Origin of the sequence: Streptomyces sp. WMMB303 (genome assembly GCF_029351045.1) — a bacterium.
Taxonomy (GTDB): Bacteria; Actinomycetota; Actinomycetes; order Streptomycetales; family Streptomycetaceae; genus Streptomyces.
On the sequence record NZ_JARKIN010000001.1, the window covers coordinates 207,548 to 233,042 of the forward strand.

General features: G+C 72.0%; 24 protein-coding genes and 2 pseudogenes. 8 read left to right on the forward strand and 18 right to left on the reverse strand.

Annotated features, from left to right (window positions below; all coding sequences use genetic code 11):
• Positions 1-28 precede the first annotated feature (28 nt).
• Entirely contained in the window at positions 29-646 is a 618-nt protein-coding gene (locus tag P2424_RS00970; protein WP_276473904.1) for a TetR/AcrR family transcriptional regulator, read from the reverse strand.
• A gap of 75 nt (positions 647-721) precedes the next feature.
• Between P2424_RS00970 and P2424_RS00975 the strand changes: the two genes are divergently transcribed.
• The gene (locus P2424_RS00975; protein WP_276473905.1) at positions 722-2,203 is read left to right on the forward strand and encodes an MFS transporter; all 1,482 of its coding nucleotides are present in this window, start codon (positions 722-724) and stop codon (positions 2,201-2,203) included.
• A gap of 70 nt (positions 2,204-2,273) precedes the next feature.
• Here P2424_RS00975 and P2424_RS00980 read toward each other — a convergent pair whose 3' ends face one another.
• Positions 2,274-2,756 (reverse strand): hypothetical protein, encoded by a 483-nt coding sequence (locus P2424_RS00980; RefSeq protein ID WP_276473906.1) that lies wholly within the window; start codon positions 2,754-2,756, stop codon positions 2,274-2,276.
• Between the two features lie 649 nt (positions 2,757-3,405).
• Between P2424_RS00980 and P2424_RS00985 the strand changes: the two genes are divergently transcribed.
• Complete coding sequence (locus P2424_RS00985) at positions 3,406-4,128, forward strand: hypothetical protein (protein WP_276473907.1); 723 nt, start codon at positions 3,406-3,408, stop codon at positions 4,126-4,128.
• 103 nt (positions 4,129-4,231) lie between these two features.
• Here P2424_RS00985 and P2424_RS00990 read toward each other — a convergent pair whose 3' ends face one another.
• From P2424_RS00990 to P2424_RS01020, 7 genes are all read right to left on the reverse strand, one after another.
• Positions 4,232-4,654: an OsmC family protein gene (locus P2424_RS00990; RefSeq protein WP_276473908.1), complete on the reverse strand. Its 423-nt coding sequence runs from the start codon at positions 4,652-4,654 to the stop codon at positions 4,232-4,234.
• Positions 4,655-5,011: 357 nt separating this feature from the next.
• Positions 5,012-7,390, reverse strand: a complete 2,379-nt coding sequence (locus P2424_RS00995) for a glycosyl hydrolase family 18 protein (protein ID WP_276473909.1) — start codon at positions 7,388-7,390, stop codon at positions 5,012-5,014.
• A gap of 174 nt (positions 7,391-7,564) precedes the next feature.
• The gene (locus P2424_RS01000; RefSeq protein ID WP_276473910.1) at positions 7,565-8,827 is read right to left on the reverse strand and encodes a cytochrome P450; all 1,263 of its coding nucleotides are present in this window, start codon (positions 8,825-8,827) and stop codon (positions 7,565-7,567) included.
• Positions 8,824-9,393: an ATP/GTP-binding protein gene (locus P2424_RS01005; protein ID WP_239501925.1), complete on the reverse strand. Its 570-nt coding sequence runs from the start codon at positions 9,391-9,393 to the stop codon at positions 8,824-8,826. Before P2424_RS01005 ends, P2424_RS01000 begins: the two co-directional genes overlap by 4 nt.
• A gap of 31 nt (positions 9,394-9,424) precedes the next feature.
• Positions 9,425-9,790 carry a DUF742 domain-containing protein gene (locus P2424_RS01010; RefSeq protein WP_276473911.1) on the reverse strand — a complete coding sequence of 122 codons (366 nt, stop codon included), beginning with the start codon at positions 9,788-9,790 and terminating at the stop codon, positions 9,425-9,427.
• The gene (locus P2424_RS01015; RefSeq protein ID WP_019359768.1) at positions 9,787-10,191 is read right to left on the reverse strand and encodes a roadblock/LC7 domain-containing protein; all 405 of its coding nucleotides are present in this window, start codon (positions 10,189-10,191) and stop codon (positions 9,787-9,789) included. Before P2424_RS01015 ends, P2424_RS01010 begins: the two co-directional genes overlap by 4 nt.
• Positions 10,192-10,195: 4 nt before the next feature.
• The gene (locus P2424_RS01020; protein ID WP_276473912.1) at positions 10,196-11,746 is read right to left on the reverse strand and encodes an ATP-binding protein; all 1,551 of its coding nucleotides are present in this window, start codon (positions 11,744-11,746) and stop codon (positions 10,196-10,198) included.
• Positions 11,747-12,549: 803 nt separating this feature from the next.
• Between P2424_RS01020 and P2424_RS01025 the strand changes: the two genes are divergently transcribed.
• Positions 12,550-14,202, forward strand: coding sequence for a hypothetical protein (locus tag P2424_RS01025; protein ID WP_276473913.1), 1,653 nt, complete (start codon positions 12,550-12,552; stop codon positions 14,200-14,202).
• 518 nt (positions 14,203-14,720) lie between these two features.
• Entirely contained in the window at positions 14,721-16,031 is a 1,311-nt protein-coding gene (locus P2424_RS01030; RefSeq protein WP_276473914.1) for an MFS transporter, read from the forward strand.
• Positions 16,032-16,162: 131 nt separating this feature from the next.
• Here P2424_RS01030 and P2424_RS01035 read toward each other — a convergent pair.
• A pseudogene (locus P2424_RS01035) lies at positions 16,163-16,309 on the reverse strand (SDR family NAD(P)-dependent oxidoreductase); the annotation flags it as partial.
• A gap of 184 nt (positions 16,310-16,493) precedes the next feature.
• The gene (locus tag P2424_RS01040; protein ID WP_276473915.1) at positions 16,494-17,054 is read right to left on the reverse strand and encodes a carboxymuconolactone decarboxylase family protein; all 561 of its coding nucleotides are present in this window, start codon (positions 17,052-17,054) and stop codon (positions 16,494-16,496) included.
• Positions 17,055-17,133: 79 nt separating this feature from the next.
• Between P2424_RS01040 and P2424_RS01045 the strand changes: the two genes are divergently transcribed.
• The gene (locus tag P2424_RS01045) at positions 17,134-17,469 is read left to right on the forward strand and encodes a helix-turn-helix domain-containing protein (RefSeq protein WP_276478774.1); all 336 of its coding nucleotides are present in this window, start codon (positions 17,134-17,136) and stop codon (positions 17,467-17,469) included.
• 128 nt (positions 17,470-17,597) lie between these two features.
• On the opposite strand, the gene P2424_RS01050 is transcribed toward P2424_RS01045, so the two are convergent.
• From P2424_RS01050 to P2424_RS01075, 6 genes and pseudogenes are all read right to left on the reverse strand, one after another.
• The gene (locus P2424_RS01050; protein WP_276473916.1) at positions 17,598-18,206 is read right to left on the reverse strand and encodes a TIGR03086 family metal-binding protein; all 609 of its coding nucleotides are present in this window, start codon (positions 18,204-18,206) and stop codon (positions 17,598-17,600) included.
• 60 nt (positions 18,207-18,266) lie between these two features.
• On the reverse strand, positions 18,267-19,364 hold the full coding sequence (locus P2424_RS01055; protein WP_276473917.1) for an epoxide hydrolase: 1,098 nt from the start codon (positions 19,362-19,364) through the stop codon (positions 18,267-18,269).
• Positions 19,365-19,439: 75 nt separating this feature from the next.
• Positions 19,440-20,189, reverse strand: a complete 750-nt coding sequence (locus tag P2424_RS01060) for a LysR substrate-binding domain-containing protein (RefSeq protein WP_276473918.1) — start codon at positions 20,187-20,189, stop codon at positions 19,440-19,442.
• 7 nt (positions 20,190-20,196) lie between these two features.
• Positions 20,197-20,376, reverse strand: a pseudogene (locus P2424_RS01065) (LysR family transcriptional regulator); the annotation flags it as partial.
• A 212-nt stretch (positions 20,377-20,588) separates the two neighbouring features.
• Positions 20,589-21,086, reverse strand: a complete 498-nt coding sequence (locus P2424_RS01070) for a nucleoside deaminase (RefSeq protein ID WP_276473919.1) — start codon at positions 21,084-21,086, stop codon at positions 20,589-20,591.
• A gap of 82 nt (positions 21,087-21,168) precedes the next feature.
• On the reverse strand, positions 21,169-21,642 hold the full coding sequence (locus P2424_RS01075) for an Rrf2 family transcriptional regulator (protein ID WP_276473920.1): 474 nt from the start codon (positions 21,640-21,642) through the stop codon (positions 21,169-21,171).
• A gap of 85 nt (positions 21,643-21,727) precedes the next feature.
• On the opposite strand from P2424_RS01075, the gene P2424_RS01080 reads away from it, so the two are divergent.
• On the forward strand, positions 21,728-22,480 hold the full coding sequence (locus tag P2424_RS01080) for an NAD(P)H-binding protein (RefSeq protein ID WP_276473921.1): 753 nt from the start codon (positions 21,728-21,730) through the stop codon (positions 22,478-22,480).
• Positions 22,481-22,610: 130 nt separating this feature from the next.
• Positions 22,611-24,053 (forward strand): cytosine permease, encoded by a 1,443-nt coding sequence (locus P2424_RS01085; RefSeq protein WP_276473922.1) that lies wholly within the window; start codon positions 22,611-22,613, stop codon positions 24,051-24,053.
• Positions 24,054-24,152: 99 nt separating this feature from the next.
• On the opposite strand, the gene P2424_RS01090 is transcribed toward P2424_RS01085, so the two are convergent.
• On the reverse strand, positions 24,153-24,887 hold the full coding sequence (locus tag P2424_RS01090; protein ID WP_276473923.1) for a hypothetical protein: 735 nt from the start codon (positions 24,885-24,887) through the stop codon (positions 24,153-24,155).
• A 158-nt stretch (positions 24,888-25,045) separates the two neighbouring features.
• Between P2424_RS01090 and P2424_RS01095 the strand changes: the two genes are divergently transcribed.
• Complete coding sequence (locus tag P2424_RS01095) at positions 25,046-25,492, forward strand: BlaI/MecI/CopY family transcriptional regulator (RefSeq protein WP_276473924.1); 447 nt, start codon at positions 25,046-25,048, stop codon at positions 25,490-25,492.
• The last annotated feature ends 3 nt before the right edge of the window (positions 25,493-25,495 follow it).

Below are 25,495 nucleotides of genomic sequence, written 5' to 3' on the forward strand. Positions count from 1 at the left end.
GTCCGCCCGTCGGACGGCGGGCGGCGGCTCAGGGGTGGACGGAGGCGGCGCTGAACAGTCGGGCCAGGTGGTAGCGCAGCACGTCGCGGGCCTGTTCCGGGGTGCGCTGTCCGACCAGGACGCTGGTTCCGACGCCGTGGCTGAGGCTCAGCAGCCGGGCGGCCTCCGCGTCGGGGTCGAGGTCGCTCGCGATCTCTCCGGCGGACTGCGCCGCGGTGAGGATCCCGGCGAGTTGGCGCTCGAGCCGGTCGGGGCCTGCGACGAAGGGCTGGGCGGCCAGTTCGGGGTCGGTCATGGCGAGCACGGCGTAGGACATCCAGACGAGGCGGAAGGTGTGGCGGGCCTCGTCGGCCGGCAGCGCCTCGTCGACGAAGGCCTCCAGACAGGCCCGTGCCGAGTCGGGATCGTCCAGTGCCGCGAGCCGCGCGGCCCACCGCTCGTGGCTCAGGCGTTCCAGACGCAATAGCGCGGCGTGCAGCAACTCGGCTTTGGTGTCGAAGTAGTACTGCACCAGGTTCAGGGACATTCCCGCTTCCGCGGCGACCGCGCGCAGCGTCACCGCGTGCAGCCCGTCGCGCGCGGCCACCCGGACCAGGGCGTCGGCGATGTGCGCCCGGCGCTGGGTGTGGTCGACGCGTTTCGGCACGGTGACCCCTTTCCGGTCGGCGCGTTTTCATAGTACCGCTGTACTATAAAGGTCGGGCGACGATGGGGAAAAGACATGGGACGACGTGAAAGCCGGGCCCCCGGCGGCCCGTTGGAGGGCGCGGCGCGAGCCGGCGTCCTGACGAGCCGCCAGACGGCGCTGCTGTGGCTGGCCTGCGCGGCGCAGTTCATGGTGGTTCTGGACGTATCGGTGGTCAACGTCGCACTGCCGTCCATTCGGACCGCCCTCGGCTTCGACGCCGCGGGGCTGCAGTGGGTCGTGGGGAGCTACGCGCTGGTCTTCGCCGGATTCCTGCTCCTGGGCGGCCGACTGGCCGATGTCTTCGGCCGCCGAAGGGTGTTCCTGTGGGGGCTCGTGCTGTTCTCCGCCGCCAGTCTGGTGGGCGGCCTCGCCGTGGCGCCGGGCCTGCTCATCGCGATGCGGGCCGTCCAGGGACTGGGAGCCGCGGTGCTCGCCCCGGCCACGCTGACGGTGCTGACCACCACGTTCGCCGAAGGCGCGCGCCGCACCAAGGCGTTGGCGATCTGGACGGCCGTCAGCTCGGCCGGCGGCGCGGCGGGCAACCTGATCGGCGGCGTGCTGACCGACACGCTGTCCTGGCGCTGGATCCTGCTCATCAACGTGCCCATCGGGGCAGCGGCCGTGCTGGCGGCCGTGCGTCTGCTCCCCGCCGACACCGAACGCAACGGCTCCGGACGGCTCGACATCCCGGGCGCGGTGCTGGCCACCCTGGGTGTCACCGCGCTCGTCTACGGCGTCAACCAGGCCGGGAAGCACAGTTGGGGCGACCCGACCACACTGGCGGGACTGGGACTGGGTGCCACCGCACTGACCGCCTTCGTGTACGCGGAGGCCCGGTTCGCGGCTGCTCCGCTGATGCCGCCGCGGCTGGTGCGGCTGCGGCCGATCTGGGCGGGCAATGTCACCATGCTGCTGGCCGGGGCCTGCTTCATCCCCATGTGGTATTTCCTCTCGCTCTACATGCAGGACGTCCTCGGCTACGGAGCCCTCGCCACCGGGGTCGGCTTCCTGCCGCACACCCTCGTCGGCATCACGGCAGCGCGGCTGGCACCCGTGGCCATGCGCCGCACCGGCGCCCGCGCGCTGATCGTGCTCAGCGCCCTGCTCGCCGCGGTCGGCTTCCTGTGGCAGAGCCGCATCGGGGAGCACAGCGGCTACTGGGACGGCCTGCTGGGACCCGCGATCGTGATGTCCGCCGGGATGGGCCTGCTGATCACCCCGATCACCACGACCGTCACCTCCGGGGTCGAGGAGCAGGACGCGGGCGCGGCCTCCGGACTGATGAACACCACCCGCCAGCTCGGCGGGGTCGTGGGACTGGCCGCCCTCGTCACCCTCGCCACCGCACACGCCGGTGCGGACCTGGCGTACCGCTCGGTGTTCGCGGCGAGCGCGGCGGTATGCGCGGCCGTTGCGCTGATGGCCTGCGCCCTGCCGGCGGCGCACGCGCCGGAGTCGGCACCGGTCGGCCCGTCGGCCGCACCCGACGAACCGGCGGACGAACCGGCCAGGTGAGACGGGCGCCGGGCGTACTCCGGGCCCCGGCCGTTCCCCGCGGTGCGCGGGGAACGGCCGGGCAAAGGCGTCAGTCGCCGGTGTTGGTCGCCCAGACCGGCCGTCGGGCGCTGTTGTAGATGACGACGTTGCCGTCGTCCTGAATGGCGAGGTAGGCACCCTTGTGCCAGGTGCCGGCCGCCCAGACAGGCTTTCCGGCGCTGTCGTAGACGACGAAGTTGCCGTCCTCCTGGAAGACGGCACAGTTGCCGCGGCTCCAGGTGTGCGGCGCCTGCCAGACGGCGCGGCCGTCCTTGTACAGGACGAAGTTGCCGTCCTGCTGCATCCGCAGCACGGCCCGGCCGTTCCCCGAGGTCCACGCCTGGTTCTTGCAGATGGTCGCCCGCGGCCGGATGATGTGGTCACTCATGATCCGCCCGACCGCGGCCCGTTCGGCCGCTCGGACCGGTGCGGCGGAGACCCCCGGACTCGACGGGGTGGCCGCCTGCGCACTTCCCGCGCCCACGAAGGCCAGCGCCGCCGCCGCCGCGCACACTGCTCCGCGCATCTTCATCACACACTGCTCCTTCACCGAAATGCGCCGTAATCCCGACGCAAGGTGGAACTGATGCGCAGATCATTGCTTTTGCGTGACAACGGCGTCGAGAGCCTGCCCCCGGGTGCCATCCCAATGAGCTATCGCGGCGTCCCAAACCCGGAATCCCCCAGCGCATCGCGGCACACACCGGTCCGGCACCAGCCACTTCCGCTGCTGCGGAGAGGGCTCCGCCCGCCCGCGCCGGCCGGGAAGGCGCACCCGCCACGCTCCGTGCGGGTCCCGGCGCACAGCGGTGCGGTGCCGTGCGGTGTGACACAGAGCGCACGGTACGGGCGGGGTGTCATGGCATACTCCACCAAAAGTGCTCTTACCGCTCCGGCAGCCACCCGTTGCGGACCCGGAATCCGGCACATGGTGGAACGCCGGTCCGGAGGGCCCGGCGCTCCGGCGCCCGGCCGGGCCGTACCTCAGGCGCCCCGGCGGGACCTCGGTCCGGAAGCCCGACGCCGACACCGACGACGCGGTCGGCCACCACCGCCATCCCCCACACGTAACCGCCGGGCACCCGCCCGGTGCGCACCGCTCGAGGCCCCGTCCCCGGGCCCGGGCGGTGCCCGGCGCCACCCTCCCGGCGCCGCGTCCCAGACAGGGAGTACCACCCTCGATGAAGACCCGCCGTATCGTTCTCGTCACCGTCTCCGCGCTCGCTGCCGTCGTCGCCGCGGGCGGGGGTGCCAACGCGTTCGTCGAACACGAGGCGCAGCAGCGCGCCACCGACGCCGTCCGGTCCGAGTTCGGCGACTCCGCCAGCGGCGTGCACGCCGAGCTCACGGACCCGCTGGCCGGGTTGAAGACCCTGACCGGCCGGGTGGGGACCGTGCACATCAGCGCGGACGAGGTCCGGCGCGAGGGGACGTCCTTCGCCGTGGACGCGGCCCTGCACGGCGTGTCCACCGACGGCAGCGCGCACTCGGGGTCGGCCACCGTCACGGTGGGTTATGACGAACTGGCCGAGCGGCTGCCCGAGCCGGTGCGGGACATGAAGCCCGGCACGGACGGCAGCCACCTCACGCTCTCGGGCCCCGTGGGCGGTCTCGGAATCCCGGTCACCGTGCTGAACACGGTCTCCGCCTCCCCGGACGGGGGCCTGACCATCACCCCGAAGAGCGTGCGCGTCATGGGTCAGCAGCTGCGGATCGACACCCTGACCTCGCTGCCCGGCATGGACGGGTTCGCCGACCAGCTCGGTCAGCGCACCGTGAACCTCGAGGACGAGCTGCCCGAGGGCGTCCGGCTCACCGGCGCCGAGGCCGCCGAGAAGGGCCTCGCGCTCAGCTTCGACCTCTCCCCCGGCATGCTGCGGTCCTCCGGCGGCGCGAAGGCGTAGCCGGCCGGGCCCACGCCCCGGGACCGGGGCGACGGAACGCCGCAGCGTCCGGATGCGGCGGCGAGACAGCGGGCCGTCGGCACCCCGGCCGGGGTCGCGGATGTCAGGGGTCGACGAGTTCGACCTCCGCCGACACCGGGCAGGAGCGCATCGCCTCCCGCACGATGCCGTTCCGCGCACGCGGATCGACGTTCGGCAGCGCGACCGCGGCGCGGGTGGTGAAGGAGTAGCGCAGCGCACCCTCGTGGCTGAGGGCCACCTCGGCGCGCACCCGGCTGCCGCTCAGGTCGGCGCCCGTCTCGCTGCCGACCACGCCCAGTGTCTGGTGCAGGCAGGACGCCACGGCGGCGGCGTAGAGCTGCTCCGGGCTCCATTCCGTCCCGTCGTGGGGCGCCTGCGGGCCGGGAGGGGCGGCCACCGGCAGTTCCCTCCCGCCCTCTTCCACACCCACCCGGTCGCCGTCCGGCGAGGAAGCATCACCCTTCACCGAGTAGGCCGCGGTGGTGTGGAGCGTGTGGTGCGACATCGGGATCTCCTTCCGCGGCGGATCGGGCCTCCTCCGCGTCCGGCGGGCCGCTCCGACGGCGGGCGGACGGCCCGCAGCCGGCGGCGGAGAGCGGAGGGCGTTCGTCCGCTGCTTCCCGCGGTCCTCCCGTGGCCGCCGGGCGAAAGTCACACGCCCGGTGTCCGGGCCGTGTGTCCGCCGCCTTCCGGGGTCACCAGGACGTGGCGCGCGAAACCTCGGCGCGCCCGGCCCGGGCTCCCGCCACGCGGCGGTCCGTACCGCCGGGCGGCGCCCCGGCACAGCGGCGGGCGCCGGAGTCGCCGTCGGGCGGCGGACGGAGGCCGTGCGCCGCCCGACGGCCGGGGAGCAGTGTCCGGCTCAGCAGGCGCCGAGGTCCTCCCAGACGCCTCCTCCCTGGGTGGTGCCGGGCTCGTCGCCCTGCGTCCACCACTTGGCCTTCCAGGTGTGGCCGTCGTGCGCCACCACGTCACCGCCGTGGTAGACGGTGGCGGCCGCCCACGCGTCGCCGGAGCACTCACCGGGCTCCCCGGGATCGCCCGGATCGCCGGAGCCGGGTTCCACCACGGTCGTACCGCGCCTCAGGTCCCCGGCGAGCCCGTAGGTCGTGCCGTCGATGGTCACCGTCCAGTTGGACGGGGTCGAGACGGGCAGGTAGTAGACGAAGTCGAGCGAGATCGAGCCGCCGGGCGGCACGGACTGCCAGCCCGGCACCTTCAGTGAGACGCGCTGGAAGTCGCCGTCGAGTCCGCCCTTGTTGGGCCCGCTGTGGCCGCTCTTGATCACCTTCGCGCCGAAGCCGGACTGGTCCTTGGCGTTGTCCGGGGCGGAGGTTCCGTAGTCGAACTGGAACTCGGTACCGCCCGGCAGCGTGGTCCCGGTGTTGTTGGTGATCGTCAGCTTCGGGCCGATGGGGTAGTTGGAGTCGCCCAGCGGGAAGTCCCCGAAGGAGACGTCGATGTCGACGGCGTCGGTGGGCAGGTCGGTGCCCGCCCGCCGCGCACCGTACGGGGAGGCGGACTTGAAGGCGTCGTACATGACGGTCGTGAGCGTGTCACCGCTCTCGTACTGGCCCTTCTCGCCGTTCCAGCCGTAGTCGCCCGCCAGTTCCCAGACCATCGTCCCGCCCAGGCCGCGGTCCACCACGTAGTCGGCCTTCGCCGCGACCGACTGCTCGTCCTCGGTGGACAGGAAGACCTTCTTCTTCTCGTTCCACAGCCAGGGCGCCACGAGCGTCGAGTCGTAGTGCCGGGTGTAGGTGCCCTCCAGGGAGGTGTCGGCGGGGAAGCCGTAGTCGGTCACATAGTCACCGACGACGCCCTTCTCCAGGTTCTTGGCGTGCCACATCGGGTTCGACCCCGCGGGGGACTCCTCCCCGTTCGCGTCCTTGTCGTGCCACAGGTTGTCGATGCCGACGGCGCCGTCTCCGCACGTGCTGAGCCCGGACCCGGCGGGGCAGTCGGACGAGGGCGCGGTGCCCCAGAGCCCGTCGGTGCCGCCCTGCACGTTCCTGTGCCCGCGGGTGTAGTAGGGCAGTCCGATGTTGATGCGGCCGGCGGGCATCGATCCGCGGAAGTAGTGGTACGCCCAGTCGGCGTTCAGGTAGCCGATGCCGCCGTACTGCGAGGTGTTGTAGACGCCTGCGGCGGCCAGTTCGCCGTCCTTCCCGTCGTCGAAGAGCGAGGCGTTCGGCCCGACGTACTTGTTCCAGGCGCCGTGCAGGTCGTAGGACATGATGTTGACGTAGTCCAGGTACTTCTGCATCTGGTACGTCTCCATACCGCGCAGCAGCCATCCGGAGGCCGGTGCGGCGGCCGTGAGCAGGTAGTGCCGCCCGTCCTCGGCCCCGGCCCGGTCGAGCTTCTGGCGCAGCGTCTTCATCAGCGCGTCGTAGCCCTTCACCAGGCCCGCGCGCCGCGGGTCGGCCAGCGACCAGTCCAGCGGATTGCCCGCGTCCTTCATGCTGGTGGCGTACTCGTAGTCGATGTCGACGCCGTTGAAGCCGTAGGTGCGCACGAAGTCCACCGCGGAGTCGGCGAACGTCTCGATGCCGGTGCGGTTCACCGAGCCGTCGGAGTTGGTGGCCATCGAGTAGAACCCGCCGGAGGCCACCCGCTCCCCGTCGTCGCCGAGGTAGCCGCCGCTCTCCGCCCAACCGCCGACGGAGATCATGGTCTTCACGTTCGGGTGCTGCTTCTTGAACTTGTTGAGCAGATTGAAGTGGCCCTTGTAGGCGTACGCGGGGTCCATCTCGGCTCCCGGGACACCGGGCCAGGTCATTCCGGTGGCCGGGGTGTCCGCGCCGTCGGCGCCGACCGAGATCCGGTCGTCGGCGCCGACGTGCGCGAAGGCGTAGTTGAGGTGGGTGACCTTGTCCCACGGGATGTCGTCGACGAGGTACGCCGGGTTGCCGTCCTTGCCGGTGCGCCAACTGCTGAAGTAGCCGATGACGCGGCGCTGATGGTCGCTGCCCATCTTCTCGCGCCCGTTGTCGTCGTAGACCGAGCAGTAGGGGACGTCGACGCCCGGCGTGGAGTAGAGGCCGTCGGGACGGCAGGACTCGTCCGCGCCGCCCGGCGCGGACGCGGAGTTCGTACCGGAGGGGGGTGCGGCGTGCGGTGCGGCTGCCGCGGGGGCGGTGAGACCGCCGAGCAGCAGCGCCGCGGTCGCGGCCGCGACCGCGGAGAGCGCGGCTCTCCCGCGTCTGAGCGGGTTTCTCCCGCGTCTGGGGGACACCATCTGATTCCTCCTGGGGGGTCGGTGTCGCACCGGGCGGCGGCCCCGCGACGTGCCGCCTCCGCGAGGCCGCCACAGATGAAGGTGACGCAGACCTTAAGTGGACTAGACCAGTAGGTCAATAGGTCTGTACCAAAGAACCGGCCCCTCGAACCCGCTCCGCCCCCGACTCCGGCGCTACACCGGGAAGGTGACGGGAAGGCGGTCCAATCGGGTCTCCCAGGTGGAGGCCGTGTCGGTGAGCTCGGCGGGATCGACGGCGGGCCGCAGACCGGGCAGCCGGTGCACCAGTACTTCCACCGCCGTCTCGATGACGGCCTGCCCGATGGCCTGCCCCGGGCACTCGTGCGGGCCGCTGCTGAACGCCAGATGGGCCTGGTTTCCGCGGACGGCCGTGCCGGTGCGCGGCCGGATCTCCGGGTCCAGGTTCCCCGGACCCAGTCCGAGGATCAGCAGATCGCCCGCCTTGACCTGCTGGCCGCCCAGTTCGCAGTCGGCGGTGGCGAACCGGCCCGGCAGCACGGCCAGCGGCGGCGAGTTCCACATCATCTCCTCGACGATGGCCGTGACGGTCAGCTGCCCGCTCACCAGGTCGGCGAGATGGGAACTGCTGCTGAGCACCGCCTGGAGCACCCGGGCCAGCAGATTGCTGGTGGTGGTGTGAGCGGCGATGAGGACGAGGCGGAGGTGATTCTGCACCTCGTCGTCGTCCAGGCAGGCGGGGTGCTCGATCAGTCCGGTGGCGAAATCGGGGCCGGGCTCGGCCCGCTTGTGCGCCGTCAGACCGGCGAGGACCCGCATGATCCGCTCGTTGTGCTCGACGGCGCCGTCACCGCCCCGCATCATTCTGGCGCAGGACGCCACCAGCTGCTCCCCTTCCGACTCGGGCAGCCCGAAGAGCCGGGTGAGCACCAGCATCGGCAGGTGATCGGAGTACTGCGGGACGAGGTCGGCGCGGCCGGTGTGCGCGAAGGCGTCGATCTGCTTGTGCGCGAAGTGCACGACGTGGCGGCGTATCCCGCGGTTCGCGACCGTCGCCATGCTGTCGGTGACCGCGCCGCGCAGCCGCTGGTGGGGCTCCCCGTCCTGGGAGAGGCAGTCGGGCCGCCAGCCCAGCATCGGGATGAGCGGGGACATCTCCTCGATCCGGCCCTCCTGCCAGTCCCGCCACCGTCGCGAGTCCCGGCTGAACTGGCCCGGGTTGTCCAGCGCCCGCCGGTTCTCCCGGTAGCCGAGCACCAGCCAGGCACGCACATCCCCCTCCAGCAGGACCGGCGCCACCGGTCCGTACTGCTTGCGCAGCCGCGAGTAGGTCGCGTACGGATCGGCCGTGGACTCCGCCGCGTACAGCCGGGTCGCCGCACCGGCGTGCCCCACCGGGCAGCCGGCGGGCGGGAGCGGCGCCTCCAGGCGCGTACCGTCGGAGGGCTGGGCGTTCATCGGGACTCCAATACGGCGGCGGAGCGTTCCTTGACGTGGCGGATGAGCGTGATCAGCACATCGCGGCTCGACACCCGATCGCGTGCGTCGCAGTCGACGATCGGGGTGGCGGGCGAGACGGCCAGGGCCTCCCGCACCTCCTCGGCCGGGTGGCGGCGGGCGTCCGGGAAGACGTTGACGGCGATGACGAACGGGACCTCCAGGCGCTCCATCTCCTCGATGGCACGGAAGCTGGACTGCAAGCGACGGGTGTCCACCAGGACGACCGCACCGAGCGCGCCCTTGAACAGCCCGTTCCACAGGAACCAGAACCGCTCCTGGCCCGGGGTGCCGAACAGGTACAGCACGAGCTGCTCGTTCAGGCTGATCCGGCCGAAGTCGAGGCTTACCGTGGTGCTCTTCTTGTCCGCCACACCGACCAGATCGTCGACTCCGGCGCTGGCCTGCGTGAGGGTCTCCTCCGTGGTGAGCGGCACGATGTCGCTCACCGAGCCGACCATGGTCGTCTTCCCCGTGCCGAAGCCGCCGGCGACCATCACCTTGACCGACCGGCTCCCCTGGTTCAGCGCGTCCGCCCGCTGCGGGAACGCCGGCTGGTCAAAGCCGTTGAAGTCCACTGAGTACCTCCTCGAGAAGCGCGAGGTCGGGGCCGGGGTCGCCCGTACCTGCGATCGGATCACGGGCTTCCACCCGGCCTGCGCCCAGCAGATCGGCCACCAGCACCGCGAGGATGTTGAAGGGCAGCCGCAGGTGCGCGCCCAGTTCGGCCACCGACAGCGGGTCGCGGCACCAGCGGAGGATGGCGTCGTGCTCGGGCTGGACCCCGGGCTCCGGCGCGGAGCGGGCGACGAGCAGGGTGGCCACGTCGAGGGTCGCCGCTCCCCCGGGGGTACTGCGGCCACCGGTGAGTACGTAGTAGCGCTCCAGCCCGCCCGGGCCCGAGCCCTGCCGCGGCTGGGTCATCCAGGCTGCCCCTGCCGCGGCACGGTCCCGAGGAGATCCCCCATCCTGCGGGCGCAGTCCCTCATCTGGTGCCCGAGCAGGCCCTGGTCGAGTCCGGACCTGGCGAGCACGCCCAGGTATGTCTCGGTTCCCGCGCGGACGACGAACAGGTGCCCGCCGTCCACCTCGATCCCGGCGAGCCGGAGCCGGCCGTTCTCCTTGGGGAACTGCTCGGCGACCGGCTGGGCGAGCGACTGCAGGCCCGCGACGATGGCGGCGAACCGGTCGGCGTCGTCCGGGTCCGCGCCGTAGGACGTGATGGCCTTCCCGTCGGAGGAGGCCACCAGCGCGAAGCGGATCTCCTGGATGCTCTCCGCCAGTTCGCGGAGCGCCCAGCTCAGGTCGGTCTGGTGCTGCGTCATGTGGCTAGTCACCCTCTTGTCGGTCATCGAGGCGGTCGTGCGTGTCGGGGGCGGAGGAGGGGCCGCTGCCGGAGACGAAGGCGGCCAGTCCGGCGAACGACTCCTCCGGCGGTACGCCCGGGTCCTCGCCGGCCGGGGCGCGCATGCCGTGGCGGACGCCGGGTCCGTCCGCGGACTGCTTGCTCCGCTTGGGCAGACCACCCGGCGTGGTGCCGCCCGGCAGCGGCTCCTCGTCCGGTACCTCGTCCGTCGGCGGGCTCACCGGGACCGGATCGGGCCGCCGCCGGGGGATGGCGGCCCGCACCGAGGACGGGTCGGGATAGCGGGGCTGGTCGAGAGGCTTGAAGTACTTGTGCGGCACGACGACCACGACGGCGGTGCCGAGCCACGGCGAGTGGTCGAAGGTGACCGTGATGCCGTACTTGCGCGCGAGGTTTCCCACGACCCGGAGGCCCAGCTGGGCGTCCTCGGCCAGTCCGCCCGGGCCCGAGCCGACGGCCACCCCGTCCAGCAGCCGCAGCGCCTGGCGCCGCTTCTCCTCCTTGAGCCCGGTCCCGGCGTCCTGGATCTCGATGCCCAGCCCGTTGGGGACCTCCCGGCCGGAGACGATCACCGTCTCGGCCGGGGGCGAGTACCGCGTCGCGTTGTCCATCAGGTGGGCGAGGATCAGCGTGAGATGGTCGACCAGGCTGCCGTCCACGCCCAGTTCCGGGAGGCTGCGCAGCTGCACACGCTTGTACTCCTTGATGCGCGCCATGCCGCCCCGGGCGACGCTGATCAGCGGCTGGTGGGTCTGCCACTGCCTGCCCGGCCGGTCCGCTCCCCCCAGCACGACGATGCTGGCGGCCAGGCAGTCGGCGGGACCGATCTCCTGGTCGAGCTGCATCAGGTCGCGCGCCACCGTCGGCAGATTGCCGTGCACGCCCTGCATCTCGTGCAGCTGGGCCCGGATCTTGCTGGTGTAGACCTGCATCCGGCTGCCGATGCTGACCACCGACTGGCGAGCCGAGGTGCTGCGGTCGAACTCCTCCTCGATCGCGATCATCGCGGACCGCAGGATCTTCCGGAAGGTGCCGCGGAACTCCTCGGGCACCTCGGGGTCCTCGGCCAGCGGCCGCAGCAGGTCGTCCATCGCCTCGCCCTGGCGCAGCGCGTCGATGGCGGCAGGCAGGAACTCCTCCGGCAGCCGCAGCAGTTGCACCCGGTGCCGCTCGGTGACGTCGGTCAGGCGCGCCTGCAGGGCCGACAGCTCGGCGGTGTACTTCTCCTCGACCGAGGCCAGCCACCGCTCCCACTGCTCCTTTTCCCGCATCGTCTGGTCCCGGTGGCTGCCGGCCGCGTGGCGGAACCGGCGTTCGCAGTTCAGCAGGCGCTCGACACACACGGCGGTGGCCGCGGTGGCCACCGCTCCGGCGATGAGGACCGCCGGCTGTGCCCCGGCCGACCCCGCGACCACCGCGACGGCCGTGGCCACGCATATCGCTACGGGAAGTGCCCACCACGCGTACCAGGCAGCGGGCAGCCGGGCTGCGGGTGGGGTCGTGGCAAGTTCCATCTGGGTCCTCAACCAATTGCTCGGGCGGGGCGGGTCGGAATCGCTCTCGGGCGGCCGGATCCATGGCCGGAGGCGGCTCTCGCCGAGTGGTCCGCCGACACTTCCACTTCCTTTCGCAAAGTGCTCCAGAAGCGGTGTGACGGCAGGCCACAGCTCCCGTGAGCGCGCCAACCCGCCGGGAGTCGGGGAGTTTAGCCAGGCGCGGGGCCGCCCCGCAGGAGATGCCATGTTCCGCCATACATCCCGGATTTCCGTTCGAACAACCCTGGGTGAAATCCGGCTCCCTTCGGCCGCGGCGGCCCCGGCCCCGGAATCCCGCGGCATCCGACGGTCGATCCACCCCGACCTGCGGGCGGGGCTCATTACCCCGCGCACTGCGGTCGTCATATGCCACCCGCAGTCGCCGGCGGAACGGCCGGGACTGTTCGAACAGTTCCCCGCAGTAACTTGTTGATGATTCTTGAACATCTACTCACGTAGGAGTTCTTTTTCTGGTCTACTTTGATCGTCCTGGATCAGTCACATGAGCCAGGCACATACCGCGTACACACCCCGGATGCATCCGTCGATTATGGGGAGACTCTTCTGGTACCGGCAGGACGTCCCGCCGGCCTCGCGGCCCACCCCACGAAGCGCGTGACCGGAAGGGCCCTTCTGCCTGCCGACCTGCTGCGGACAGGTCATCGGCGAGCGTCCGGATCGGCACCCCACCCGGGTAGTGCGCTGAGCCGCCGCAACCGCGCGCGCTTGTCATGCGCGCAGCACCACCCGTGGGCGACCCCACGAGCAGGAGGGACTCACCGATGGAACGAAGCGCGACCAGTGGCGAACTGGCAAACATGATCAAGAATGTGATCAGGAGTTCTACAGACGACTTCAAACAACGCGAGAAAGCCGGCATCGCGCGTCGCGACACGGCAGTCCGCCGGGAAGAGCGGCATCGCGCCACATTCCCCGTGGAGGGCGCGCTGCGCCGGACGCCCCGGGAATTCACCACACTCGACGAGCCCGGAGCGGAGCGCCTGCGGCGGCTGGAGGCGGGCCTCGCCGTCATACAGAAGGACTTCCCCGGGATGGAGACCGGCGTCGATCTGTGCCGGCTCTCGTGCGCATTACTGGAGGGCGCCTGGCGCGAGCGCGCCGCAGGCCCGGACGCACCCGCATACGACGACATGTGCGGCTGTGCGCTCTGCGCCCACTTGCCCGAACCGCTCCCCCGCGGGCTGGAGGACTACGACTGGCGCAGGAGCGACGGACGCCCGCTGAGGGTCAAGACCTGGCCCGAGCGTAAGGAACTCGACAGCGTGCTGACCGGCGGCTGGGTGTGGACCCGGAAGATGAACGACTCCGAACGGGACCTCGGCCTCCGCTTCCGGCACCAGGACGACATCCTGGTACTCCACGAGTACAAGCGCGTCGAGGCGGCGATCGAGGTGTCCGAGAGCGCCCGGCGCGTGCGGCGGGGGCTCGCGCGGGACCGCACGAGCAACGGGGCACGCGCTCTGCTGTGCGGACTCTACGCCGCCTACAAAAGGTCGGTCGACGAGTACTGGCTCGACCGGCATGTGGCGGGCACGGTCGCACTCCCCCAACGCACGCCGCTCGACAAGCCGTCCTACTCCCTGCTCCAGCTCATGGACTGCCTGTTCTGGCACGTCTCGCCGGACGAGGAGCTGTGGCAGGAGGAGCACCTGGCGGCGCTGGTCCTGTGCCGTGTGCTCAACGACATGACCGACGTACGCGCCGACGCGGTCACCGGCGAGGCCAGCAACTTCTGGCTGAGCTCCATGTCCACCCACGACAAGGCGCTCTACGGCGCCTGCGTCCTCGCGCTCCTCAAATACGGATGCCTGCCGGAATCCCACGACCTGCGCTGGAACTCCTGGCTGATGAACACCACCGTCGTCTGGGAAGGGCTGACGGGCCGGCACGCCCTGTGGTTCGACGGGATCACCGACGGCCTCCGCACACGGGAGGACTGCCTCCTGTGCGGCATCGAGCCCAACGCCTGCACCGGCCTGCTGACCGAGGGGGTTGCGCTGGAGGTCGGCGACATCCCGCTGGTGGAGCACCTCGGTGCCGCGGCGGCCGCCCTCTCGGCGCGCTGCCGCCGGGAGCAGCCCGCCGTCTGGCGGCTCTTCGACCGTGAACTGGCCGCGTTCGAGGCGCTGCACGGGGAGTGGCGCGGCAACGTCGGTTCGGTCTGGGAGATCCTGCGCCGCACCTACATCGCCGGAGTCCGGGCGTGTCTGGCCGGTGGCCGGGGTGCCCGCGCGGTCCAGACCGATTCCGGGGAGGTGGGTGCGGACCTGTTCCACACCCTGCACCGGCCGCCCGCCTGCAAGGAGGACACGGCTCTGCTCTCCTACATGTTCGGCTGCGCCCATCCGCACTTCCTGTGGAACGCCCAGGGCTACGCGCCGTCCGCGGTCGCCGGCGACTGGCTGGACGGCTGAGCCCCGGCCTGCGGCCACCGGGCAGCGCGCAGGCCGCGGTGCCGGTGGACGCGGGTGCCGCACCCGTCGCCGGTCCGGCGGCGCACCCGGTCGCCACCCCGTGCCGGGCCTCGGAGACCAGCCGGGCACAGCTGATCTCCTCGGTCTCGTCGCGGAGCGCGACGGCGTCCGGACACCTCTCGGCGGCATCGAGCATCGCGCTCCATACGTCGCCGGGCGGTTCGCCCTGCGCGGGAACCATTCCACACCTCCACGCCCGCGGAATTCCCGGGCTCGCTCCTTGTGAGATGCCCGCTCCGTCTCCGGGAAAAGCAGAGCGGAGAAGCAAGCGGAAAGACGTGAAATAGAGCTGGGAACACTCTGCTCCGTTTCCGGGCGCAGCGCGCCCGGTCCGGGAAACCTCCGGAGTTCACCGAGCCGAGGCAGCTCGGCGACCCGGCCCACTATCGCGGCGGCACCGAGCAGCGTGGTGTAAGAATTTTCGATCCGGACCCAGCACCGAAGGAGCGACCGGACACATGGCGAGCCGCCCGCGGCACTCCCTGCGCCAGGCATTACGGCATCTGGCTGTCCTACGGGAGCGGAATTTCCGCATCTTCTTCATTGGTTACACCACCTCGATGCTCGGCACCGCCATGGCGACGGTCGCGCTCGCGTTCGCCGTCCTGGAGGCCACCGGCTCGCTCTCCGACCTCAGCTTCGTGATGGCGGCGCGCATCGTGCCGCTCGTCGCCCTCCTGCTGGGCGGAGGAGTCCTCGGCGACCGGCTGCCCCGCCGCCTGATCATGCTGTGCTCCGACTGGCTGCGCGCATTGACCCAGGGTGCGTTGGCAGTACTGCTCCTGACCGGCTCGGTCCGGCTGTGGCAACTCCTCCTGCTGGCCGCGCTCGGCGGCGTCGGCGAAGCCTTCTTCAAGCCCTCCTTCGACGGACTGGTGCCGCACGTGGTCTCCCCCGCGCGGCTGCCGGACGCCAACACCATGATCGGCCTGGGCAACTCGGTGGCCGGCGTGGCGGGCCCCGCACTCGCGGGGGTACTGGTGACGCTGGCCTCCCCCGCCACGGTGCTGATGGTGGACGCCGGAACCTACGCCTTGTGCGCCCTGTTCCTGATGCGGCTGCACGTCCCTCCGTCGCGGGCGGCGGTCGTCGGCACCGGCGTGCTGCGCGAACTGCGCGACGGCTGGGGGGTGTTCACCGCGCACCGGTGGCTGTGGACGGTGACGCTGCAGTTCACCATGTTCAACTTCGTGGTCTGGGCGCCGTATCTGGTGCTCGGACCGGCCGCCGCGGACGAGAGTTACACCGGAGCCGGCTCGTGGGGCGCGATCGTGGCGGTCTACGGCCTCGGCTCCGTCCTCGGCGGGCTGCTCCTGCTCGGCCGGCGGCCCTCGCGACCACTACTGGTCACCACCCTGGTCACAGTGCTGTGGGCGGCCCCCTCCGCCGCGCTGACCGCCGGGGCGCCGCTCGGCGTGGTGTGCGCCGGTGCGCTGTGCGCGGGGGTGGCCAACTCGGTCTTCAACGCCTTGTGGATGACGACCATTCAGCAGTACGTGCCGCGTGAGGCGCTCTCCCGGGTGATGTCGTACGTGTCGTTCGGTGCCTACTCCATCGGCCCGCTCGGCCTTGCACTGGCCGGACCACTGGCGGAGCGTACGAGCATCTCGACAGTGCTGGCCGTCGGGGTCTGCTGGCAGGTGGCCGCCAATGCCTTCGTCCTCTCCCTGCCGTCCGTGCGCGGAGTGCGGCTGATCAGCGCGAAAGGTGGCGCACCGCCCGCAAAGCCCGCCCGGGAGCCCACACCCCAGGGCGGACCCCCGGCCTGACCGTGCGCTTCCGGGCGGCCGGACGAAGTCCGCCTCCCCTCCCGCGGGGGGGGCGCGGTCGGAGGCTGGAGCAACTCCGTGCCGCCGTCGACGGCGAGCACCTGCCCGGTGATGTAGCGGGCGCCGGGAAGTTCTTCGGCCAGTTTCTCACCGGCCCCGGTCGAGCTGCTCGAATTGACGACGACACGCATCCCGCTTTCCGTCAGACGGCGGGCCACGGCAGCGCCGATCCCGGAGGAAGAGCCGGTGACCAAGGCGATTCGACGTTCCTTCTCCATCTGCTGCCAGTCTCCTCCGCCGCGCGCCGCATGGAATGTGCGCAGGACCCTGACAGGGCTCCGGGGAAAGGAAGGGTGGAATTCCGGCCCCCTCGGGAACGCGACGGGGGCCGCTGCGGGCGCGGGAGCCGTCTCAGGAGGTGCGGCCGATGGTGCCCGGCCGCAGCCCCCGAGGTGCGGGGGCTCACCGGGAAGAGAACGGCTGCGCCCAGGGCTCGTCCTCCAGCAGCAGTCCGTTGGCCAGGCAGCTGATGGTCCGGTACCAGCCGATCAGCACGAGGAGCTCCAGCAGTTGCACGTCCTCGTAGTGGGCCCGCAGCGCGGTCCAGGCGGGCTCGGTCAGCCGTGCCGTCTCGTGCAGTTCGTCGACGGCGTCCAACAGCGCCGCCTGCCGGGGTGTGAAGACCGGATCGGCCGCCGCGCCGGGGTCGACGGTGGCACGCAACTGCTCGGGGCCGAGTCCGGCCTGCCGGGCGAGGGTTGCGGCGTGCACACCCCACTCGTAACCGCAATCCGCACGTGCCGTCACCCGCGCGATGACGAGCTCGCGGTCGACGGCGGGCAGGGAGCCGTGGCCGAGCAGACCGGCGCCCAGCGCGAACATCCGGGAGGCGAGCGCGGGGTTGCGGTGCAGCACCCGGAAGAGCACGAGGGGCTCGTGCGGCACTCCCGGGGGCATCCAGCGATCCAGTGCCCCGGCGACGTCGGCGGGGTACGGAGGAGTGAGCGGTTCGATACGCGGCACAGCGCCTCCCTGCTTCGATTTTCGAACCACTATGCTGCTTCGAAAGGCGAAGCACAAGAGAAGGGAGCCAGGAGTGGACATCGGAGCCGCAGCACCCCGGCCCGGCACACCGGTCCGCGGATCCGCATCGGGCCGCCCGATCATGGCAGCCCTCGACCTGCTCGGACGCCGCTGGACCATGCGCATCGTCTGGGAACTCAGCCAGGGCCCGGCCGGCTTCCGGGAGCTCCAGCGCCGGTGCGAGCGGATGTCCTCCAGCGTGCTGAGCACCCGGCTGGAGGAGCTGGCCCGGGCCCGGCTGCTCACCCTGCGGGACGACGGCTACCACTTGACGCCGCTCGGCGAGGAACTCGTCGACGCCCTCAGCCCGCTCGGCGACTGGAGCCGCCGGTGGGCGGCGGCAGCCGACGCCTGAGGCCGCGCCCCGCACGGCCGATGAGGCCACGGTCGGTCGCCCTGGCCCGGCAGCCGGCACCGCCGCGGAGCCGCCCGCGGCACAGCTCCCGGGGCGGTGACGGCGGCGGGGGCGCCGGTACCGCGCGCTCAGACCGCCGGCGACCAGTCGGGGCGGCGCCCCAGGTAGCGGAGCAGTTCGCCGCTCGGCCCCTCGGCGGCCGAGGCGCCCGCCGGGTCGGTGCCGGGCTCCAGCGCCGGTGCGTAGGCGCCGAAGTTCCGGAGCGGTTCGACGATCTGCCGGGCGGTCGGCAGCACGGCCGCGGCCAGGTCCGCGGTCAGCGGCGAGGGCCGCCCGAGCGCGACCGCGATGTCCCAGGCGTGCACGGCGGCGTCGAGTGCGCAGGCTCCCCGGCCGAGCTCCGGGGTCATCGTGTTGGGCGGCACCGGCACCCGCACCTCCTCGGCGGCGGCGGGCACCTCCGCCCAGGCGGCGGCCGCCGCGGTGAGCGCCGGCTCCAGCAGCACCCCGGGCTCGTCGCCGAGCTCGCCCGAGGGGGCGAAGGGGTCCTCGGCCGGGCCGGGGCCTCCGGTCAGGAAGGCGGCGAAGGCGAGCTGGTCGCCCACCGCGTGCTGCAGGACCTGTGCGACGTCCCACTTCCCGCAGGGTGTCGGCAGCCGCAGGTCCGCCGGGCCGGCCCCGCGCACCGCCGCGCGCAGCGCCTGGTGCGCCTGCTCCAGTACGAGTCGTCCGGTCACGGTCTTCTCCATCCGTTCGAGGTTCACAGGCTGTTCGAGGTCACAGGTTGTCCGGGCTGTTCACAGGCTCTCGAAGAACGCCACGAGGTCGTCGGCCAGCGTCCCGGGGGCGACGTGGTGCAGGTAGTGGGTGGGCTCCGGATGCACCGTCCAGAATCGGATGTCGCCGTGGTCGCGCTCGGCGAACCGGCGGATTCCGTAGAAGTCGCCCACGGATCCGGACAGCCCGAGCGGCACCGTCGTCCGGCCGTCCGGCCGGGGCGCCTTGGCGTTCTCGTGGTACAGCCGGAGCGCGGATCCCGCGGTCCGGGTGAACCAGTGGATCGCGGCGGTGGTCAGCACGAAGTCGTCGTCGAGTTCCTCGCCCAGCAACTGGTCCAGCCAGCCCAGCAGTCCCGCCGGCGAGTCCAGCAACGCGTGCGCGAGGGTCTGCGGCTGCTGCGCGTGCACCTGGTTGAAGGCCGACTTGTGCTCCATGAACCAGTTCAGGTTCTCGAGCGCCTGCCGCTCCTCGTCGGTCAGTCCGGCCAGTTCGGCCGGATCACCCGAGGGGAAGGAGAAGACCTGGGTGACGTGGGTGCCCACGACGCGCTCCGGAGCGGCCCTGCCCACCTCGACGGAGATCATCGACCCCGCGTCGTTGCCCGCCGCGCCGTACCGTCCGTAGCCGAGTCGCCGCATCAGGGTGTCCCAGGCACGGACGATCCGCCGGTTGTCCCAGCCCTGCTCGGTGGTCGGGCCCGAGAAGCCGAAGCCGGGGATCGACGGGATCACCAGGTGGAAGCCGCTCGCGGTGAGAGGGGCGACGATGTTCTCGAACTCCACGACCGAGCCGGGCCACCCGTGGGTCAGCAGCAGCGGCAGCGCGTCGGCGTGTTCGGAGCGGACGTGCAGGAAGTGCACCCGCTGCCCGTCGATCCGGGTGGTGTACTGCGGGTGGCGGTTGAGCCGCTCCTCCTGGGCCCGCCAGTCGTAGCCGTGCCGCCAGTACTCCACCAGGTGCCGGACCCGGTCGGTCGTCACACCGTGGTCCGGGCCGGGGGCCGGATCGGCGAACCTGGTCGCCGCGAGCCGGGCGGCGAGAGCGTCCGTCTCACTTCTGGGGATCTCGATCCGGAACCGCCGTATCGCCGCGTCCTCGCGGGTGTCCTCGCTCATGCAATCCATCATTCCGCCCGCTCCGACCTGGAACAACGCCCGATCGCAGCACGACCGTGATGCCAGACGAAACGATCACCGGGACGCGGCTGCGGGTCCGTCGGCGAGCCAGCCGCCCGCCCGGGCGAACGCGGCGGCCTCGTCGACGAACGACTGGCCGAGCGCGTGCCGCGTCGCGGCGGCCCACACCGGGCGGATCGGCATCGACGGCAGCCCCAGCAGCGGCAGCACGACCACGCCGGGGCGGTGGTAGGCGTCGAGCAGCGAGCTGAACGTCAGGTGGACGAGACGCTGTTCGGCGACCAGCGGCAGCACGTCCTCGATATTACGCGAATCGGGCCGCCGGAACGAGAGCTTCCGGCCTCCGGGGGTGATGGCGGGGGCCCAGGCGTCCCCGTACCACTTCGGCAGGCTGGGGTAGATCAGTTCGTGCTCGGCCAGGTCCTCCACGTGCACCGTCGCGCCCCCGGCGAGCGGGTGGTCGACGGACATCATCACCGTACGCGGCGTGCGCTGCAGCACCGGCCCGACGACCAGTTCGGGGAGCGGCGCCGATTCCACCCGCATCCAGGTCACGAACACGTCGACGGGCCAGCGCCCCTCCGCCCCGATCCAGTCGAACAGGTCCACTGTCGGGTGGGCCGACTGCACGATCCGGGCAGCCGGGAATCTGCCCTCGAACGCCTCGACGAGCGCCGGGGGCACCTTCTCCGGAAGGGTGGTGGAGAAGCCCCTTGCCGCCCTGCCCGGCGGCTTCCCGCACCTCGGCGACCGCCCGCTCGATCCGGATGTACGCCGCCCGCAGCTCGGCGAACAGGTGCTCACCCGAGGGGGTCAGCCGCACTCGCCTGCTCGTCCGCTCGAAGAGTGGGGTCCCCGCCCGGCGCTCCACGGTACGGACCAGGGTGCTCACCCGCGAGGTCGAGAGCGTCAGCCGCTCCGCCGCCCGGCCGAAGTGCAGTTCCTCGGCCACCGCCAGGAACGCCTCGATCTCCCGCATCTCCAGACCCATATCACCAACGCCCCCCCGAATCGCCGCACGTACGAACCGGCATGCTCATCCGGTATCCAGGAACGCGGATGCGATTGCGGGGTTCGCCGACGACCGGCACGTACCGGCACCTGGAGCGGGCGGATCCACGGATACCCGAAGCGGGCCCCTCCGGCCCTCCGGCCGACGCGCGCCGTCCCGGTGCCGCGCGGACGGCGCACCCGCACCGCCCGTCAGGCGGCGGCCCGCGGACCGGACCCCGTGAGCAGACGGTGGTGCAGGGCCCGTACCTCGTCGAGGAGTTCGGGCACCGGTCCTTCCACGACGGCGTCCGGCACCACCTGGGTGACCGGCAGGGGGGCGACCGGTGCGGCGGGGACGCCCCATGCGGCGAGCCAGTCGGCCAGTTGTGCGCCGGAGGCCACATACACGATCCGCCCGAGGCCCACCCAGCCGTGGGCGGCGGCGCACATGGCGCAGTGCTCGCCCGAGGTGTAGACGGTGGCCGCGGCCCGCTCCTCGGGGGTCAGGTGCTCCGCGGCCCAGCGGGCGAGGGCGAACTCGGGGTGCTGGGTGCGGTCGCCGCCGGCCACCTGGTTGCGGCCCTCGCCCAGCACGACGCCGTCTCCCCCGACCAGTACGGAGCCGAAGGGCTCGTCGCCCGCTTCCAGTGACTCCGCCGCCAGGTCCACGCAGCGCCGCAGGTGCCGAAGGTCGATGTCGTTCGTCACGCGGCCACCTTAGCGAGCGTTCGGGCCCGCCGGGCTCGGCGGGAGCATGCCCGGGTGCGGCCGCGCTCGCGGGGCGCGGAGTCTACGGCGTCCCGGTCAGGCGCCGCCGGGTGCGTGCGGGAGCAGAGGGGGGCAGGCCGTCGATGATCTGGGCGAGCGAGGTCGCGGCCAGACTGCGCCGCCAGGCCTCGTGGGCTTCGGCCATCTTCTCGGCGAGCACGCAGGGGCTCCGGCACTCCTCGTCGGGCAGCGCTCCGCGCCCCTGCCGGCGGATCTCACGGCACTCGTACGGCGCGGAGGGACCGTCGACGGCCTCGACGATGTGCAGGAGTGTGATTTCGGAAGCGGGCCGGGCCAGCCGGAACCCGCCGCGCGGGCCCGTCGTCGCCGCCAGCACACCGGCCCTGACCAGCGCTTGGAGTTGCTTGGCAAGGGAGGCCGCCGGCAGGTCGAAGTACTGGGCGAGGTGTGCCGCCGACGCGGTGGTCCCGGCCTCGAGCTGCGCCAGTGACGTGGCGCAGTGCAACAGCCATTCCGTACTCACAGGCAGCTTCATGATCCCGAGCATATCTCAGATATTGCGGAACTATTTAGTCCTGGATAAGGTCCGCGGCAGCACACGAGACAGAGGAGAGTTCGCCATGCGGACCATGCGCATCGCCGTCGCCGGAGCGACGGGGAACATCGGAGCCCTCACGGTCACCGCTCTGGAGAAGGCCGGGCACCACGTGGTGCGCATCAGCCGCTCTCTCGGCGTGGACCTGCTCTCCGGCGACGGCCTCGACGACGCCCTCACCGGCGTCGAGGCCGTCGTGGACACCACGAACTGCACGGCCACCGACCGGGATGAAGCCGTCGCCTACCTCGGGACCACCACCAGGAACCTGCTCGCAGCCGGGGAACGGGCCGGCATCCGCCACCACGTGCTGCTCTCGATCGCCGGCGTCGACCGCGTCGAGGGCAACGCGCACTACGCCGGCAAACGCGAGCAGGAGCGCCTCGTGGCCGAGGGCCCGGTTCCGTGGACGATCGTTCCGGCCACCCAGTTCCACGACTTCGCCGCGATGGTGACGAGCTGGACCGAGCAGGACGGCACCGCCGCCATCGCACCCCTGCTCGTCCAGCCGATCGCACCCGGAGACGTGGCCGGCATCCTCGCCGAAATCGCCACGGGTGCGCCGCAGGGGCGCTACCGCGAGGTCGCGGGGCCAGAGCCGCAGGACCTGGTGGACATGGCCCGGCGCACGAACGACGCACGCGGCCACACGGTCACGCTGGTACCGACGTGGGCGTCGCTGTTCGGCCCGGCGATGGCCGGCGAGGTCCTCCTGCCCCGTGCGGATGCCCGCATCGCGCCGACCACCTTCGACGAATGGCTCGCAGCGCAGCGGTAGCCGTCCCGCAGGATTCCCGCTGATGTATTGACGGCCATTCACTCGACCCCCAGCATGAATACACCCATGCAGAACCGGCCGGGCTACTACAGGAAGAGCCGTCCGGACCGGCGGAGGAAAGGTGCGGCGGATGGCGGGAGTGGTGGAGCGGCGTTCGATCGACGTCGTCCCGGACGCGGAACGACACGGCAGGGCATTCAGCCAGTTCACCCTCTGGCTGGGCGCCAATCTCCAGATCACCGCCGTGGTGACCGGCGCCCTCGCCGTCGTCTTCGGGGCACCGGCCTTCTGGGCGGTGGCCGGCCTGCTGCTGGGCAACCTGCTCGGCGGGGCGGTCATGGCGCTGCACTCCGCGCAGGGGCCCCGGCTGGGACTGCCGCAGATGATCTCCAGCCGGGCCCAGTTCGGAGTACGGGGCGCGGTGGTGCCGCTGGCCCTGGTCGTCGTGATGTACATCGGCTTCTTCGCCAGCGGAAGCGTGCTGGCGGGCCAAGCCGTCGGCGAGCTGACACACCTCGGCGAAACCCCGGGCATCGTGCTGTTCGCCACCGTCACCGCCGTGGCCGCAGCCGTCGGATACCGGATCATCCACGCGCTGGGCAGGGTGGCGAGCCTGGTGTGCGCCCTTGCCTTCGTCTTTCTCGGAGCCCGGCTGCTGGAGCGCGCGGACCTGTCCGGACTGCTGGCCGAGCGGGAGTTCTCCTTCCCCCTCTTCCTGCTGGCGGTCTCGCTCTCCGCCTCCTGGCAGCTGGCCTTCGGCCCGTACGTCGCCGACTACTCGCGCTACCTCCCGCGTTCGACCTCGGCCCGCGCCACGTTCTGGTGGACGCTGGGTGGTTCGGTGCTCGGCTCCCAGTGGTCCATGACCTTCGGCGCCCTGGCCGCAGCGGCTGCCGGTCCGGCGTTCGTGGGGCACGAGGTGAGCTACGTCGTGGGGCTGGGCGGCGCCGGACTCATGGCCTCGCTGTTCTACTTCGTCATCGCCCTGGGGAAGCTGACCATCAACGTCCTCAACACCTACGGCGGATTCATGTCGATGGTGACCGGCGTCAGCGGCTTCCGGGGGCAGCGCGAGCTGGGGCCGCGGGCCCGGGCCGGGTACATCGCCGTCATCATGGCCGCCGGCACGGCGGTGGCACTGGCCGGCAAGGACAGCTTCCTGACCTCCTTCAAGGACTTCCTGCTCTTCCTGCTCACCGCGTTCACACCGTGGTCGGCCATCAATCTGGTGGACTACTACCTGATCGCCAGGGAGCGCTACGACCTGCCGGCGCTCAGCGACCCGCACGGGCGGTACGGCGCGTGGCGCTGGAGGGCCCTCACCGTCTACGGCGTCGGCCTCTGCGTGCAGTTCCCGTTCCTCGCCACGCACTTCTACACCGGACCGCTGGTGGATCCGCTCGGCGGCGCGGACATCTCCTGGCTCGTGGGGCTCGCCGTGCCCGCCGCCCTCTACTGGCTGCTGTGCCGCAACGACACGGCCCACATCCCGGAGCGGACCGTCCTGACCCCGCCCGGCGACAGTGGCCCCGCGCCGGAGGCCGCACCGGTGGCGGCACAGCCGCCCGGGTGAGGAACGGCCCGCGCGGCCGCCGGGCCGCCACGACGCTCCGGAGGACGAGCCGGTGGCAGCCGGCCCGGTGCGCGTCCCGGGCTTCCCCCGGGGCGCGCCTCACCGTGCAGCGCCGGGCCCGCCGAATCCGGGGCTGTCGAATCCCGGGGACGAGAAGCGGGGGCCGGCACGGCCCCGGGGCCCGGCCTGTTCGGATCCGGAGGGGGTGCCGGGGTCCGCGGCGTCGAGCAGGCGGTGGTGGAGGTAGGGCAGCACCGCGCGCTCCAGCAGCGCCGCGCGCCAGGCCGCACGTGCCGCTTCCTCGGCGGCGGACCGACGCGCCGGCCCGGAGCGGCTGCGTGCCGCGACGGCGAGGCGTCCGAGCCCCAGCGAAGCCGTCACCGCCGCGACTCCCGCTCCGGCCCAGCCGGTCACCACCAGCGAGGCGCCCGCGGACTGTTGCACACCGACGAACATCAGAAGATAGCCGAGGACGAGGAAGATCACCGCTGCCGCGCCCGCGGTCAGGGGGACGAGGACGGCGAGCGCGGCCACCAGGTCGCCGCCCGGCCCCGCGGCAGCGCGGGACGGCGTGTGGGACGGCGCGTCCGGCACGTCGCGCGCCGTCCGCACCCTGCACCACTCGCGGTGCTCGGCCGCCGCCTGCGGCCAGAGGTCCTCGACCGCCTCGTGCGCCCAGCCCCGCAGCCGCTCCGCAACCGCCGGGGGTGCATTCCGCAGTGCCTCGCCGAGCGCCCCGGACCGCAGGGCCTCTTCGACCACCCGCGCGTACTCGGCCCGTTCCTCGGGTCCGATGGGGGAACCCGTCCTCCCCGCGATCGGCGGCGCTCCCATTACTCTTCCTCTCGAAGTACCGACGGAGACCACGAAAATCTACAGACGTGTAGAAGATACTGGGTGAGCGGCACCACGGCCACACCGCCGCCCGGCGGGCGGATCCGGTTGGCAACTCCCCGGCAGGGGCCGCGAGGAGCAGCGGAAGGAGCGAGACGTTGGTCGGCACAGGCGGCACTGACAGCCCCGACGGCACGGCGCGGGAGCCGGGGCGCCGACGCGGCCAGGGTGAACTGGAGGCCGTCGTCCTGGAAGCCCTGCACGGCGCCGGCGAACCGGTCACCGCCGCCTGGGTGCGGGAGCGGCTGGGCGGCGACCTGGCGTACACCACCGTGGTCACGATCCTCACCCGGCTCCTGGCCAAACAGGCGGTCACCCGGCGGAAGTCCGGCCGCTCGTTCCTGTGGTCCCCCGCGGCCGACCCGGCGGGACTGGCGGCCAACCGGATGCGGCAGGTGCTCGACGGACAGAGCGACCGCGGAACCGTGCTGACCCGCTTCGTCTCCGGGCTGTCCGACGACGACGAGCGGCTGCTGCGCCGCCTGCTGCGCCGGACCGCCGGCGAGGGCGCCCACGCCCGCGGCGCGGAACCCGAGGGCGGGTGACCC

What these genes read in the sequence shown, in the direction of transcription:
- P2424_RS00975 (WP_276473905.1), top strand. Translation starts at nt 722, where the DNA reads ATGGGACGACGTGAAAGCCGGGCCCCCGGCGGCCCGTTGGAGGGCGCG.
- P2424_RS00980 (WP_276473906.1), bottom strand. Translation starts at nt 2,756, where the DNA reads ATGAAGATGCGCGGAGCAGTGTGCGCGGCGGCGGCGGCGCTGGCCTTC.
- P2424_RS00985 (WP_276473907.1), top strand. Translation starts at nt 3,406, where the DNA reads ATGAAGACCCGCCGTATCGTTCTCGTCACCGTCTCCGCGCTCGCTGCC.
- P2424_RS00990 (WP_276473908.1), bottom strand. Translation starts at nt 4,654, where the DNA reads ATGTCGCACCACACGCTCCACACCACCGCGGCCTACTCGGTGAAGGGT.
- P2424_RS00995 (WP_276473909.1), bottom strand. Translation starts at nt 7,390, where the DNA reads ATGGTGTCCCCCAGACGCGGGAGAAACCCGCTCAGACGCGGGAGAGCC.
- P2424_RS01000 (WP_276473910.1), bottom strand. Translation starts at nt 8,827, where the DNA reads ATGAACGCCCAGCCCTCCGACGGTACGCGCCTGGAGGCGCCGCTCCCG.
- P2424_RS01010 (WP_276473911.1), bottom strand. Translation starts at nt 9,790, where the DNA reads ATGACCCAGCCGCGGCAGGGCTCGGGCCCGGGCGGGCTGGAGCGCTAC.
- P2424_RS01015 (WP_019359768.1), bottom strand. Translation starts at nt 10,191, where the DNA reads ATGACGCAGCACCAGACCGACCTGAGCTGGGCGCTCCGCGAACTGGCG.
- P2424_RS01020 (WP_276473912.1), bottom strand. Translation starts at nt 11,746, where the DNA reads ATGGAACTTGCCACGACCCCACCCGCAGCCCGGCTGCCCGCTGCCTGG.
- P2424_RS01025 (WP_276473913.1), top strand. Translation starts at nt 12,550, where the DNA reads ATGGAACGAAGCGCGACCAGTGGCGAACTGGCAAACATGATCAAGAAT.
- P2424_RS01030 (WP_276473914.1), top strand. Translation starts at nt 14,721, where the DNA reads ATGGCGAGCCGCCCGCGGCACTCCCTGCGCCAGGCATTACGGCATCTG.
- P2424_RS01055 (WP_276473917.1), bottom strand. Translation starts at nt 19,364, where the DNA reads ATGAGCGAGGACACCCGCGAGGACGCGGCGATACGGCGGTTCCGGATC.
- P2424_RS01075 (WP_276473920.1), bottom strand. Translation starts at nt 21,642, where the DNA reads ATGAAGCTGCCTGTGAGTACGGAATGGCTGTTGCACTGCGCCACGTCA.
- P2424_RS01080 (WP_276473921.1), top strand. Translation starts at nt 21,728, where the DNA reads ATGCGGACCATGCGCATCGCCGTCGCCGGAGCGACGGGGAACATCGGA.
- P2424_RS01085 (WP_276473922.1), top strand. Translation starts at nt 22,611, where the DNA reads ATGGCGGGAGTGGTGGAGCGGCGTTCGATCGACGTCGTCCCGGACGCG.
- P2424_RS01090 (WP_276473923.1), bottom strand. Translation starts at nt 24,887, where the DNA reads ATGGGAGCGCCGCCGATCGCGGGGAGGACGGGTTCCCCCATCGGACCC.